This window comes from Streptomyces sp. LBL, assembly GCF_029893585.1.
Classification (GTDB): Bacteria; Actinomycetota; Actinomycetes; order Streptomycetales; family Streptomycetaceae; genus Streptomyces.
This window is the reverse complement of sequence record NZ_JARXYX010000002.1, coordinates 25545-38346: the sequence shown is the minus strand read 5'-3', so window position 1 is coordinate 38346 and position 12802 is coordinate 25545. Positions and strand designations below refer to the sequence as shown.

The 12802-nt window shown below is 71.7% G+C and carries 15 protein-coding genes; 6 read left to right on the top strand and 9 right to left on the bottom strand.

Going from position 1 to position 12802, the window contains the following annotated elements; all coding sequences use genetic code 11:
* Positions 1–120: 120 nt before the first annotated feature.
* Positions 121–621 carry a TIM barrel protein gene (locus tag M2271_RS02440; protein ID WP_280885378.1) on the bottom strand — a complete coding sequence of 167 codons (501 nt, stop codon included), beginning with the start codon at positions 619–621 and terminating at the stop codon, positions 121–123.
* A gap of 370 nt (positions 622–991) precedes the next feature.
* Between M2271_RS02440 and M2271_RS02435 the strand changes: the two genes are divergently transcribed.
* On the top strand, positions 992–1393 hold the full coding sequence (locus M2271_RS02435; RefSeq protein ID WP_280885377.1) for an SseB family protein: 402 nt from the start codon (positions 992–994) through the stop codon (positions 1391–1393).
* Between the two features lie 135 nt (positions 1394–1528).
* On the opposite strand, the gene M2271_RS02430 is transcribed toward M2271_RS02435, so the two are convergent.
* From M2271_RS02430 to M2271_RS02400, 7 genes are all read right to left on the bottom strand, one after another.
* On the bottom strand, positions 1529–2905 hold the full coding sequence (locus M2271_RS02430) for an FAD-linked oxidase C-terminal domain-containing protein (protein WP_280885376.1): 1377 nt from the start codon (positions 2903–2905) through the stop codon (positions 1529–1531).
* A gap of 376 nt (positions 2906–3281) precedes the next feature.
* On the bottom strand, positions 3282–4379 hold the full coding sequence (locus tag M2271_RS02425; RefSeq protein WP_280885375.1) for an LLM class flavin-dependent oxidoreductase: 1098 nt from the start codon (positions 4377–4379) through the stop codon (positions 3282–3284).
* Between the two features lie 85 nt (positions 4380–4464).
* Entirely contained in the window at positions 4465–5430 is a 966-nt protein-coding gene (locus tag M2271_RS02420) for an ABC transporter substrate-binding protein (RefSeq protein WP_280885374.1), read from the bottom strand.
* Positions 5427–6143 (bottom strand): ABC transporter ATP-binding protein, encoded by a 717-nt coding sequence (locus tag M2271_RS02415; protein ID WP_280885373.1) that lies wholly within the window; start codon positions 6141–6143, stop codon positions 5427–5429. Before M2271_RS02415 ends, M2271_RS02420 begins: the two co-directional genes overlap by 4 nt.
* 3 nt (positions 6144–6146) lie before the next feature.
* Positions 6147–7028 carry an ABC transporter permease gene (locus M2271_RS02410; protein WP_280885372.1) on the bottom strand — a complete coding sequence of 294 codons (882 nt, stop codon included), beginning with the start codon at positions 7026–7028 and terminating at the stop codon, positions 6147–6149.
* Entirely contained in the window at positions 7025–7864 is an 840-nt protein-coding gene (locus tag M2271_RS02405) for a sulfurtransferase (protein ID WP_280885371.1), read from the bottom strand. The genes M2271_RS02410 and M2271_RS02405 overlap by 4 nt, the downstream gene beginning before the upstream one ends.
* Positions 7861–8565, bottom strand: a complete 705-nt coding sequence (locus M2271_RS02400; RefSeq protein WP_280885370.1) for a lysophospholipase — start codon at positions 8563–8565, stop codon at positions 7861–7863. The genes M2271_RS02405 and M2271_RS02400 overlap by 4 nt, the downstream gene beginning before the upstream one ends.
* Positions 8566–8928: 363 nt before the next feature.
* On the opposite strand from M2271_RS02400, the gene M2271_RS02395 reads away from it, so the two are divergent.
* Positions 8929–9777 carry a LysR family transcriptional regulator gene (locus tag M2271_RS02395; RefSeq protein ID WP_280885369.1) on the top strand — a complete coding sequence of 283 codons (849 nt, stop codon included), beginning with the start codon at positions 8929–8931 and terminating at the stop codon, positions 9775–9777.
* Here M2271_RS02395 and M2271_RS02390 read toward each other — a convergent pair.
* On the bottom strand, positions 9749–10186 hold the full coding sequence (locus M2271_RS02390) for a MarR family transcriptional regulator (protein ID WP_280885368.1): 438 nt from the start codon (positions 10184–10186) through the stop codon (positions 9749–9751). The two genes, M2271_RS02395 and M2271_RS02390, sit on opposite strands and share 29 nt — an antisense overlap.
* A 395-nt stretch (positions 10187–10581) precedes the next feature.
* On the opposite strand from M2271_RS02390, the gene crcB (M2271_RS02385) reads away from it, so the two are divergent.
* The 4 genes from crcB (M2271_RS02385) (at position 10582) to M2271_RS02370 (ending at position 12792) form a co-directional block, all read left to right on the top strand.
* Positions 10582–11043: a fluoride efflux transporter CrcB gene (gene crcB, locus M2271_RS02385; RefSeq protein WP_280885367.1), complete on the top strand. Its 462-nt coding sequence runs from the start codon at positions 10582–10584 to the stop codon at positions 11041–11043.
* Positions 11040–11420, top strand: coding sequence for a DUF190 domain-containing protein (locus M2271_RS02380; RefSeq protein WP_280885366.1), 381 nt, complete (start codon positions 11040–11042; stop codon positions 11418–11420). Before crcB (M2271_RS02385) ends, M2271_RS02380 begins: the two co-directional genes overlap by 4 nt.
* Positions 11417–11791, top strand: a complete 375-nt coding sequence (gene crcB / locus M2271_RS02375) for a fluoride efflux transporter CrcB (protein ID WP_280885365.1) — start codon at positions 11417–11419, stop codon at positions 11789–11791. The genes M2271_RS02380 and crcB (M2271_RS02375) overlap by 4 nt, the downstream gene beginning before the upstream one ends.
* Positions 11792–11955: 164 nt before the next feature.
* The gene (locus M2271_RS02370) at positions 11956–12792 is read left to right on the top strand and encodes an undecaprenyl-diphosphate phosphatase (protein ID WP_280885364.1); all 837 of its coding nucleotides are present in this window, start codon (positions 11956–11958) and stop codon (positions 12790–12792) included.
* The last annotated feature ends 10 nt before the right edge of the window (positions 12793–12802 follow it).

Below are 12802 nucleotides of genomic sequence, written 5' to 3'. Positions count from 1 at the left end.
CACGGAGCAGCATCAACCAGCCTGCTTAAGCTAAACAACCAACAGTTGAGGACCCTCGTCCAGCTCGATGAGGGCGATGTCCGCGCCGGGCGTGGGGGCCATCGCGTCGGCCCATCCCTGTCAGTCCACGATGCCGGAGCCCAGTGCGGTCATGTAGGGCTGCTGCTGCGCGAAGACGGTGTCGTCGACGGTGAGGTGGACGTCGATCGGTCCGACCGCGTCCTTCCAGTGGGCCAGCGCGATGCGCGGGGCGTGGCGACGGGCGACGGCGACCGGGTCACCGCCCCCGAGGGTGATGTGGCAGGAATCGGGGCACAGCCACACATAGCGCGGATCGGTCAGGGCCATGAACAGGTCGATGTCCCGCTCGTACCAGAGCGTGCTGTGGGACTCCGTGTGGAAGGCGAGCTTCACCCCCTGCCGAGTGACCGCCTCGCCCACCACGTGTGCGATGTCGGCCATGCGGGTCATGTACGCGGCGTCGACGAAGAAGGGCGGCCGCGTCCCGAACGTCGTGCGCATGGGCAGTCCGGCCACGAGGAGTCCCGCGCCCACCTCGGCGAGAAAGGCCGCACGGCGCTCCGCGTCGGCGACGATGGCGGACAGGTTGATGAACCCCATGGGGGTGATGGCGCCTTTGTGGCTGACAGGGACGCTACGAATCCCGTGTTGCGGCGGCGTGGCACACCGGTCACGAATAATTTCGGAACATGTAGCGAATTCGGTTCGCCCCGTTTCCCGCCTGAAGATGGCTGGGCGGGCCCCGAGCCGGTCGGTACCGCGCGAAGCAGGACCGAGGGGGTGGGGCGGTGCTGCTGGTGCCGGGTGCGCGGGGTACGGACCGCCTCGTCGACCCGCTGCCGCCCTGGGTGAACTCCTGAGACCACCATGAATGCTCTGGTCGTGCTCGGGTACGCGAGCAGGAACGCCGCTGCCGGGGCGATCTTGCCCCGGGCGGCCCGCACTACCGCCGCTACCAGGGGAAACAGTCATGGATACACCTGCGTACGACAACAACGTCACCCCGGCCCGGCGGGCGCTGGACGCGCTGGCCGAGAACACCGAGGACACCGCGGCACTGGACACGCTCGCGAGCAGCGAGGTGCTCGTGCCCGTGCCCGACGACGCCGGTCAGGAGGAGGTCAGTGACCCCGGGACGGTCGCACTGCCCGTCCTCGAACAGCAGAACGGAGCTCCGGTGGTGCCGGTGTTCACCTCCGAACCGGAGATGGCCGAGCTCCTCCCGTACGTCTCCCGCTACCGGCTGGTCCCGCTGGGCATGCTCGCCGCACAGTGGCCGGCCGACGATCTGTCCCTCAGCATCGACGCCAGCTCCGAGCACCCGCTGACCCTCACCTCCGAGGGCGTGCGCACCCTGCTGGCCAGGCCGTAGGACCGAGCGGACCGGGCCCGGCCACCGCGCAGCGACCAGGGAGCGGCCGGGTCCGTCGAGGGGTGCGGGTGCTCCCGCCTGCGCACTCATGCCCTCCCGTGCCCCGCACTCATGCCTTCCCGTGCCCCGGTCTGCTCACAGGCTCTTGCCGGGGTTGAGGATCCCTCTCGGGTCGAACACCTCCTTGAGCCTGCGCTGCAAGGCGTGAGCGGCGGGTCCGAGTTCCTCCGCGACCCACTGCCGCTTGAGCACGCCCACCCCGTGCTCGCCGGTCAGGGTGCCGCCGAGCCGCAGCGCCAGCGCGAAGATCTCGCCGGCCGCCTCCCACGCGGCGTCCGGCAGCCGGTCCAGGGACGGGTCCACCACGATGATCGGGTGCAGGTTTCCGTCCGCCGCGTGCGCGAGGGTGTACACGGGCACGTCGTGGCGTGCCGAGATGGCCCGGATCTCGCGCACCGCCTCCGCCAGACGGGAGCGCGGGACGGCGATGTCCTCGATGAGCGGGCGGCCCAGCCGCTCCAGCGCGGGCAGGGCCAGGCGACGGGCGGCCAGCAGCGCCCCGGCCTCGGCGGGGTCCTGAGTCGTCTCCACCGTGGTGGCCAGGGGCGCGAGCAGCCGGGCGACCGCGGTCGCCTCGACCGCCGCGCCCGCGCCGTCGCACTGCACCACCAGCAGCGCCCCGCCCCTCTCCCGCAGCGCCGGATCGATGGCCTGCAGTACCGGCCCGTCCACGAGTTCGGCCAGCGCGGGCTCCACTCCGGCCCGGGTGATCGCGTACGAGGCCTCGGCCGCCGCCTCGAAGGTGGGGAAGTACGCGGCGAGCGTGGCCGTGGCCATGGGGACCGGCCGCAGCCGCAGCGTCGCCGAGGTGATCACCGCGAGGGTGCCCTCCGAGCCGGTGAGCAGCGCGGTCAGGTCGTAGCCGGTGACGCCCTTGACCGTACGGCGGCCCGTACGCACCACCGTCCCGTCGGCGAGGACCGCTTCCAGCCCCAGCACACTGTCCCGGGTCACCCCGTACTTCGCGCACCGCAGGCCACCCGCGTTGGTCGCGATGTTCCCGCCGATGGTGGACAGGGCCGCGCTCGCCGGGTCGGGCGCGTACCGCAGTCCGTGCGCGCCCGCCGCCCGGTCCAGGTCGGCGGTGATCACGCCGGGTTCGACGACGGCGAGCTGGTCGTCGACGGACAGTTCGACGATGCGGTCCATCCCGGACAGGTCCAGGACCAGGCAGCCGTCGTTCGCGGTGGCTCCGCCCGACAGCCCGGTGCCCGCGCCGCGCGGCACCACCGGCACCCGCAGGGCGTGCGCGTGCCGCAAGGCGACGGCGACCTCCTCGGTCCGCCGCGCGCGCACCAGGGCCAGCGGTTCACCGGCGGGCCTGGTGCCGGAACGGTCCGTGGCGTGCGCTGCGAGTACCGCCGGGTCGGTGGACAGCCGGTCGGGCGGCAGATCCCGGGCGAGCAGGCCGAGGAGCCGGGCGGACGTGGTCGTTTCGGGTGCTGTGGTCACGGGTTCAGTGCCTTCGTTGTGATGCCGAGCAGGGAGATGTTCTCCTGGGGCGCGTGCACGGGCGCGCACCGGATGTTCCGCAAGTGCCGCTCCGAACGGGTCGTCGCGGGCCGGCGCAGGGTTGCCCGGTAGCCGAACCGCCGACTCCACGGCCCGCATCCCGTGCCGGCCGTCCGGCACCCGTGTACCCAGGGCCTGTCCGGGGCAGTACGAGGGGTCGCCGGCGTCCAGTTTCGGCGCCGCCGAACACCAGCTGCTCGGCGGCGCCGAGCAGCACCTCGACTCGCCCGCCCGCGCCCGAAGCGCTCCGTCCGGGCCACCGGGTGGGGCGGCGGCGGACGTGCGCAGGGCGCGGCGGAACAACACGGGCTCTCCATCAGGCGGCTTGGGCGGTGGCGCGGTGGGCGAGTTCCTGACGCACCAGCGGAAGGACGTGACGGGCGTAGTCGATCGCGTCGTTGAGCGGGTCGTAGCCGCGGATCGACAGCAGGTCGCAGCCGATGTCGACGTAGTCGAGCAGTGCCTTGGCCACCGTCTCCGGCGAGCCGACCAGCGCGGTGGAGGCGCCGGCCGCGTTGGTGGCGACCGCCGGGGCGGTCCACAGGCAGCGGTCGTGGACCTCGCCGCGCTCGGCGATGTCGAGCAGCCGCTGCGAACCGACGTTGGCGGGGCGGCCGTCGGTGCGGTAGTGGCGCAGAAGCTCGGTGTTGCGGGCCTGGTCCTGGAGCACCCCCAGCGTGCGGTGCGCCTTTTCCCAGGCCAGGTCGTCGGTGGGCGCGATGATCGGGCGGAACGACACCCAGATACGGGGCCGGGGGCGCCCGGCGGCGTCCGCGACCGCGTTCACCGCGGCGATCTGTTCTGCCGTCTCCTTCAGCGGCTCGCCCCACAGACCGAAGATGTCGCCCTGCTGCCCGCCGACCCGGTAGGCGTCCTGGGAGGAGCCGCCCACCGAGATCGGGACCAGCCCGTTCACCGGCTTCACGTCGGAGTGGTAGCCCTCGAACCTGAAGTGCTTGCCCTCGTGCGAGACGGGCCCGTCGGCCTGCCACACCTGCCGCAGGATCTGGATGTACTCGTCCGAACGCTCGTACCGTTCGGTCTTGTCGAGGTAGTCGCCCTCGCGGCGCTGCTCCTCGTCGCTGCCGCCGGAGATGATGTGCACCGTGAGGCGGCCGCCGCTGATCTGGTCCAGTGTGGCGAGCGCCCGGGCGGCGTGCGTGGGGAAGATCACGCCTGGCCGGTGCGCCAGGATCGGGCGGATCCGCTCGGTGTGGGTGGCGACGAACTGGGCGATCTGGAAGGCGTCCGGGGACGCCGAGTGGTAGGCGACCAGGGTGTGGTCGAAGCCGCCGTCGTCCAGCGCGCGGGCGTACCTGCGCAGATGGTCGACGTCGAGGCCGGTACGGCTCGCGGCGGCCGGACCCGAGGCTCCGACGTCGGTGTGGACGGCGCTGATGAACTCGACAGGCATGAGCAACTCCCTGCTGAAACCGATGCTTGGGAAGGGACGAAACCGACTGCTTGGAAGAAGACTGGTTGGGACGGGGTGAAATCGACTACTTGAGAACGGACGGGTCGGCCGACTTCGCCACGTCGACGTTCGGTTCGAGGACACCGATGCCGTTCATGAGGTCGGCCACGCCCTGGACGGTCGTGTTCACGTCGCCCGTGACCGGCAGGACCTTGCTGTAGGCGGCCGAGGCGAGCGTCCTGGCGACGGACGCGTCGGCGCCGTTGCGGGTCTCGATGGCCTTGGCGTAGGCGTCCTGGTGCGTGCTGGTCCACTGCAGGGCCGTGCCGAGCCGCTTGAGGAAGTCGGTGAGCGCGGCCTTCTTCGACGGGTCGGCGAGGGCCTTGTCGGAGGCGTTGACGAAGCCGATGCCGCTGACCCGGCCGTCCGCGCCGTCGACGAGGAGCTTGCCGCCCTGCTCCAGGCCGACGGCCTGGTAGACACCGAACGTCGCCCAGACCTTGATCTTCCCGGAGGCGAACGCGGCCTGCGCGTCGGTCGGCAGCAGGTACTGGACCTTGACGTCCCGGTAGCTGAGCCCGTTCTGCTTCAGCACGTTGGCCAGTAGGTACTCGGCGACGCTGCCCTTGGCGGAGGACACCACGACCTTCTGGCCCTTGAGGTCCTTGACGCTGTCGATGCCGGAGTCCTTGCGGACGACGAGGCCGACGTGCTTGCCGTCGTTCCTGAGGGCGGCGACGTTCTTGACCTTCACCCCGCCGCTGAGCGCCTGCAGCGCCGGCAGATCCGCGGAGTACCCGGTGTCGGCGGCGCCCGCCTGCACGGCCTGGTAGAGCGGGGCCGCACCCTCGAACTCGGCCCACTTCACCTTGTACGTGGCGCCCTTGAGGGCATCCGACGCGGCGACGATCGTCTGGAGGGTCCTGGCCTGGTCGCCGATGGTGAGAGTGGCCTCCTTCGAGGAGGCGTCCGCCGAGGAGTCCGCGCCGCAGGCGGTCAGCGCCAGCAGGGTGGAAAAGCTCAGCGCGGCAGCTGCGATCCTGGGTGTCACGACGGGGTTCCTTCCAACGTACGGGTCACGCCGAGCCAGTTCAGGAGGCGGGCGCGTAGGGTGACGAACTCGGGGGCGGTCAGGTCGCGGGGGCGGGGCAGGTCGACGGTGAGTTCGTGGGCGATGCGGCCCTCGTCCATCACCAGCACCCGGTCGGCGAGCAGCAGCGCCTCCTCCACGTCATGGGTGACCAGGAGGATCGCGCAGCCATGGCGCTGCCACAGCTCGGCGACCAACTGCTGCACCCTGCCCCGGGTGAGCGCGTCCAGTGCGCCGAACGGCTCGTCCAGGAGCAGCAGTTCCGGCTCGCGCACCAGGGCTCGGGCCAGGGAGACGCGCTGGGCCTGGCCGCCGGAGAGCGTCTTGGGCCAGACGGTCGCACGGTCCTTGATACCGACCTCGTCCAGCGCCTTCGCCGCGAGCGTCCGGTCGGCCCGGCCGGGCAGTCCGAGGACGACGTTGCGCCACACCTTCAGCCAGGGCAGCAGCCGCGGCGACTGGAACGCGGCACTGCGGCGGGCGGGCACGGTGACCTCGCCGCCGATCTCCTCGTCCAGCCCGGCGAGGATCCGCAACAGCGTCGACTTGCCGCAGCCACTGTGTCCCAGCAGGGCCACGAACTCGCCCTCACGGATGTCGAGATCGAGTTCGTGCAGAACGGTGTTCCCGTCGAAGGCCCGCGAAAGGCCCCTGATCTCCACGCTGTTGGACATCCGTCACGCCTCGCCTTCGAAGTTGGCGCGCCAGGTCAGCAGCCGGCGCGAAAGGATCCGTACGGCGAAGTCACAGGCCAGCCCGAGCAGCCCGTACACGACGAGGCACAGCACGATGACGTCCGTACGGAAGTACTGCTGGGCGTTGCTCATCAGATAGCCGAGGCCCGCGTCCGCGTTGATCTGCTCGGCGAAGACCAGCGCCAGCCAGGCGGTGGACAGTGCGTAGCGCAGCCCCACGAGAGCCCCCGGCAGCGCGCTCGGCAGGATCACGTACGTGATCAGCCCGAGCCTGCCGAGGCCCATCATCCGGGCGGCCTCGACGAGTTGGGAGTCGGTGGAGCGGATGCCGCCGTAGATGTTGAAGTACAGCGGATAGGTGACACCGAGGGCGACCAGCGCGATCTTCGGGGTCTCGTCGATGCCGAACCAGACGATGAACAGCGGGATCAGGCCCACCCAGGGGATCGCCCGGAACATGCCCATCGAGGAGTCGATGACGTCCTCGCCGAGCCGGAACAACCCCGCCAGCAGGGACAGGCTCAGCGCGACGGAGGCCCCGATCAGGAAGCCGACGGCGGCCCGCCGGCCCGATGCCGCGATGGCGTCGGGCAGCTCGCCGCTCTTCGTGAGCTCCACGGCCTGGCGCACGACGTCCACGGGGGAGGCCAGCACGGTTTCCGGGAGGACACCGGTGGCCGAGGTGAGGAACCACAGCAGTATCAGGCCCAGGGGCCCCGCGGCACGACGTACGGAACGGGGGACGGTGAGTCGGCGCGCGGTCCTGGCGGTGCCGCGGATGGTGACGCGGGCGGGGGGAGGGGCCTTGTCCGGGGGCGCCGACTGCTGCGGCAGCACCGCCGGGTCCAGGGGTTTCGTCGTCACGGGTGTTTTCCCTTCGCGGCCGGACGGGCCGGATCGGCGGACCAGGCGGACCAGGAGCCGGGGAAGAGCACGGCCTCGAAGCCGGCGATCTCCAGCGCGGCGATCTGGTGGGCGGCGGTGACGCCGGAGCCGCAGTACACCCCGATGCGCGCGGCGTCGGCGGCCCCCTTCTCCTCGAACCGCTTGCGCAGTTCCTCGGGAGGCAGGAACGTCCCGTCCGGCGCGAGGTTCTCCCCGGTGGGTGCGGAGACCGCGCCCGGGATGTGTCCCGCGCGTGGATCGACCGGCTCCACCTCACCTCGATAGCGCTCCGCGGCCCGCGCGTCCAACAGCAGCCCGGACAGGGCGAGTTCGGCGGCGCCGTCGGCATCGGTCACCGGCAGGCCGCCCGAGCCCAGCACGACGTCGCCGGGCGGTGGAGCGGCCGGGATCCCGGAGTCCAGTGGCAGCCCGGCCGACCGCCAGGCACCGAGCGCCCCGTCGAGGAGCGTCACCCGGGTCAGGCCCGCATGGCGCAGCAGCCACCAGGCGCGGGCGGCGGCGGTGTTGCCCACGTCGTCGTGGACGACGACCCGTTGCCCCTGCCGGATGCCCCACCGGCGTGCCGCGTCCTGGAGATCCCCGGAGTCGGGCAGCGGATGCCTGCCGCCCTCCGCACTCGGGGGCGTGGCCAGTTCGGTGTCCAGGTCGACGTAGACCGCGCCCGGGATGTGGCCCTCGGCGTAGTGGTCGCGGCCGTGCGGGTCGCCGAGCGCCCAGCGGACGTCGAGTACGGCCGGGGGCTCGCCGGAGGCGAGGAGTTCGCGCAGCTCGGAGACGGTCGTCGTCACGGTCATACGAGTCCCTCCGCGATCGCGGGCAGCTCGGAGGACAGGCGCAGCCGCTCCAGGAACAGCACGACGGTCGCGGCGGCCGTGCGGTGCAGGGCGTCGTTGAGGATGTCGTGCCGGCCGCCCGCGAAGGTCACCGTCCGTACGGCTGGGTGGCCCGCGTACGCGCGCAGCGCTTGATCGACCGGGCTGACCGCGTCGTCCTTCCCGTGCAGGGCCAGGACGGGAACACGCACCCGGTCGAGGTCGAATGCGGGCAGGTCGGAGGTGTTGTCGAGGCTGCCGCGCCGGACGTCCGGGTCGTTCGTCAGCCTGCCCTGGTGGGTGGGGCAGGCGGTGCGGGCCTCGACCTCCGCCGCCCAACTCCCGCCAGCCCAGGGCGTGGTGGGGAGGCCGGCCAGGATCAGGGCGGCGACGCCCGCGGGCTGCTCGGCGGCGAGACGGGCGGCGTACAGAGCGCCGGCGTCCGAGCCGACCAGCACCTTCGGGCCGGGCAGCGACTCGTCGGCGAGCAGCTTGGCCGCCTCGTCCAGCACGGTCGGATCGGTGCCGGCGTCGCCGAGGGCACGGACGCGGTAGGCGTCGAAGGCGAGCCGGCGGCCGAACCGCTCGTACACGCCGCCGTGTTCGCCCCGCCCGGCCAGCACGATCAGCGTGCCGCGCGCAGCGAGGCCTTCGGGTTCGTCCCAGGAGAAGGATGCGGACATGAGAGGGCAACTCCCGTTTCGGGGCAGGGGGCAGTCAAGCCGACATGACGGCACAACGGGCCTGTAGACAGGTGGAATAGCGCAAGGACAGCCGAGGGCGACCGTCACGTGTCAGTGAGAAGGGAACGTGATCGGCTCGGAGCGCGGAAAAGGGGCCGGAGTGCGGCTGAGGGTCAGCGACAGCGCGCGCTGCACGCCACGCCGAAGTCAATGACTCGGCGCTGCGTCAGAAGGGCAGCGGAAGCGATCGCGTGCAACATGCGCCCATCATGACCGGCAGGGACGGGCCGCGTCCAACGATGATTCCGCATCGAAATCGATCAGGGATCGCGATCGGTCCGTCCGGAGGGCTACTGTCGCGGCATGTCCCGACCCGTCCTCGACATCGTGGCCCTGCGCAGTCTGACCGCGATCGCCGACTGCGGGGGCTTCCACCGCGCCGCGCAGACGTTGTCCCTGAGCCAGTCCGCGGTCAGCCAGCACGTCCGCAAACTGGAGAAGGCGCTCGGACGGCCCGTCGTCGAGCGGGAGGGACGCGGCACCCGGTTCACGCCGGAGGGGCGCCTGCTGCTGGAGCAGGCCCGCCGGATCCTCGCCGTGCACGACGAGGCCGTACGCAGCCTGTTCGAGGCGGACGGCGACACGGTCACCGTCGGCTCCACCGAGCATGCCGCCGACCAGTTCCTGCCCCGGCTCACCGCCGCCGTCCAGGCGGTGCGGCCCGGCTGCCGGGTCCGCTTCCGCATCGACCGCTCCGCCCGGCTCGTCGAGGCAGTGGAACGCGGCAGCGTCGATGTCGCGGTGTACGTCACGGAGGCAGCCGCCACCGAGGGCACACCCGTCGGCGGCCTGCCGCTCACCTGGCACACGGTCCCCGGCTGGAAGCCGCCGCCCGCGCCGGCCCCGGTCCCGCTGGTGGCCATCGAGGACCCCTGTGCGATCCGCCGGCGGGCCATCGCGACCCTGGCCGCACACGGCGTGCCTTCCGCGGTCGTCGGCGACGCCGGGTATCTCGCGGGTGTCCTCGACATCGCCCGCACGGGTCAGGGCGTGGCCCTGCTCGCCGCCGTGGGACCGGCCCCGGACGGCCTGGCCCCGTACGCGGGCCTGCCCGCGGTCACCCCCATAGCGATGAGCGCACTCGCCCGCCCCGGCGCGGATCCGGCGACGGTCGAGGCCGCCCTCACCGCGGTACGCGAACTGCTGCGCTGAAACCGACCGGCCCCTCCGGGTACTGGCCCAGCATCCGGGCCAGCACCTCCCGCTGCAGTGGCCGCACCTCCGCGAGGAGGTCACGGCCCTTGCGGGTCAGGGAGACGGACACGCCCCGGCGGTCCTCCGCGCAGACGGAGCGCTCGATCAGGCCCTCCTTCTCCAGCCGGCCGATGAGCCGGGACAGCGCGCTCTGGCTGAGATGAACCCGTCCGACGAGGTTCAGCACCCGGCACCGGCCGCCCTCCTCGGGTGATTCGGCAGCCAGCATGTCGAGCACCTCGAAGTCACTCGCGCCCAGCCCGTGCGGATGCAGCACGCGGTCGATCTCGCACATCGTGCGCGCGTGCACGGACAGGATGTCCCGCCACTGTTCCTCCAGCCGGCTGTCGGCCGTGTTCACTGCCATATACCCGATGTTAATGCGCAGGCAATGGCATCGAGGCAGGGACGAAGCCGCGCACGGTGTCAGGACGCGCAGGTCACCGTCCGCAGGTCGGTCCTGACCTGCAGGGAGGCATGGCCGCCGCTGAGCGGGCCCGCCGAACGGCCTGTCGACACGGGGCGGTCAGCCGGGGGAGGGGAGGGGAGGGGAGGGGAGGGGAGGGGAGGGGAGGGGAGGGGCGGCGGCGGTGGACATGACCCCGCCCGGCGCCGAGGTTAGGCTGTTGACCGGCCGCGATCACGTTCGCGGCGCGGCGGTGGGGCCCGCCGTACCCGAACCGCGGCAGGTGCCGCCAACGGTCCCTACTTGCGATGGCGCGCGCCCGGCGGCCAGCCCCGGCGAGTAGGAGACGTACGACCATGACAGCCCCGGACACCGAGAGCCTCCCCGCCCCCGGGCGCACCGCACGACGGCCCGACGTACGTGGTCAGGCGCCCGTCGTCGCGGTGGTCGCGCTCGGCGGCGCCCTCGGCGCCACCGCCCGGTACGCCCTCTCCCTCGGATGGCCCGCCCAGCCCGGCGGATTTCCGTGGGCGACCTTCTGGACCAACGTCATCGGCTGCGCCCTGATCGGCGTGTTCATGGTCGTCATCACCGACGTGTGGGCCGCCCACCGCCTGGTCCGTCCCTTCTTCGGCACCGGTGTCCTCGGCGGCTTCACCACCTTCTCGACGTACGCCGTCGACATCCGGAAACTGGTCGACTCCGGCCATCCCCGCACCGCGCTGGCCTGTCTCGCCGTGACCCTGCTCGCGGCGCTCACGGCGGTGTGGCTCGCGGTCGTGGCCACCCGCCGCGTCCTGAAGTGGAGGCAGCCATGACGAGGCTGACCGGCCGCGCCCTGCGCGTGACCGTACTCATCGGCGAGCACGACACCTGGCACCACAAGCCCCTCTACGGCGAGATCGTGCACCGCGCCCACGCCGCGGGTCTCGCGGGCGCCAGCGTCTTCCGGGGCATCGAGGGCTACGGCGCCTCCTCCCTGATCCACACCTCACGGCTGCTCTCGCTGAGCGAGGACCTGCCGGTGGCCGTCGTGATCGTCGACGACGAGGAGCGCGTACGGGCATTCCTGCCGAGACTCGACGAACTCGTCAGCGAGGGACTGGTGATCCTCGACGACTGCGAGGTCATCAGGTACGTCGACCGGAAGGACGAAAAAGGCAATCCGGGCGCGAAGGGTAAGAAGTCGTTGTGAACTGGCTGCTCGTCGTCGTGGGCGCGATGATCGGCGCCCCGCTCCGCTACCTCACCGACCGGGCGGTGCAGTCCCGCCACGACTCGGTCTTCCCGTGGGGCACCTTCGCGGTCAATGTCACCGGCTGTCTGATCCTCGGACTGCTGACCGGCGCGGTGGCCGCCGGGGCCGCCGGCTCCCACCTTCAGCTGCTCCTGGGCACGGGCCTGTGCGGGGCGCTGACGACGTACTCGACCTTCTCGTACGAAACCCTCCGGCTGACCGAGACGGGCGCCGGTTTCTACGCCGCCGCGAACGTGGTCGCGAGCGTGGTGGCCGGTCTGGGGGCGGCCTTCGTGGGGGTGAGCCTGGCGCAGGCGGTGTGGGCGTAGGGCGTGCGGGTGGTGCGGGCGCACCCCGCGCGGGCGGTGGGGGTGCGGGTGAGCCCGCGGTGGAGGCGCGGGGTTCGGCGGCGCGGACGCGGGGCTCGGCTCTCGTCCGGGTGTAGTAAGACTGTCCCCGCCGCACTGCCCCTCCCCGAGAAGAACTGGATCCCATGAGCGTCATCAGCGTCGGTCAGGCCGTCGTCCTCGGAGCCGTCGAGGGAGTGACCGAGTTCCTGCCCGTCTCCTCCACCGGCCATCTGAAGATCGTCGAGGGGCTCATGAACATCCCCGTCGACGACGACGCCGTCGTCGGGTTCTCGGCGGTCATCCAGGTCGGGGCGATCGCCGCCGTGCTCGTGTACTTCTTCAAGGACATCGTGCGGATCGTCTCGGCATGGGGCCGCGGTCTCGCACACCGCGAGGAGCGCTACCACCACGACTACAAGTTCGCGTGGTGGGTCATCTACGCCACGATCCCCATCGTCGTCGTCGGTCTGGCCGCCAAGCCGCTGATCGAGGGCCCGCTCGCCTCGCTGTGGGTGGTGGCCGGCTCGCTGATCGTCGGCAGCGGCGTGATGTGGGCGGCGGACCAGATGGGCCGGCACAAGCGGGGCGAGGACGACACCTCCTTCAAGGACGCCATGCTGGTCGGCAGCTCCCAGATCCTCGCCCTGCTCTTCCCCGGCTTCTCCCGCTCCGGCGCCACCATGTCCACGGCACTGATCCTGGACCTGGACCGGGTGGCCGCCACCCGGCTCTCCTTCTTCCTCGGCATCCCCGCCCTGACCGGCGCCGGCCTGTACGAACTCAAGGACGCCCTGGGGGCCGGGGTGGGCGCGGCTCCGCTCGCCGTCGGGACGGTCGTCTCCTTCGTGGTCGCCTACGCGTCGATCGCCTGGCTGCTGAAGTTCGTGGCCAAGCACTCCTTCAACGCCTTCGTGGTCTACCGGATCATCGTGGGTGTGCTGCTGTTCGGGCTGCTGGCCACGGGGGGCCTCAGCAGCTGATCGCCGGGGG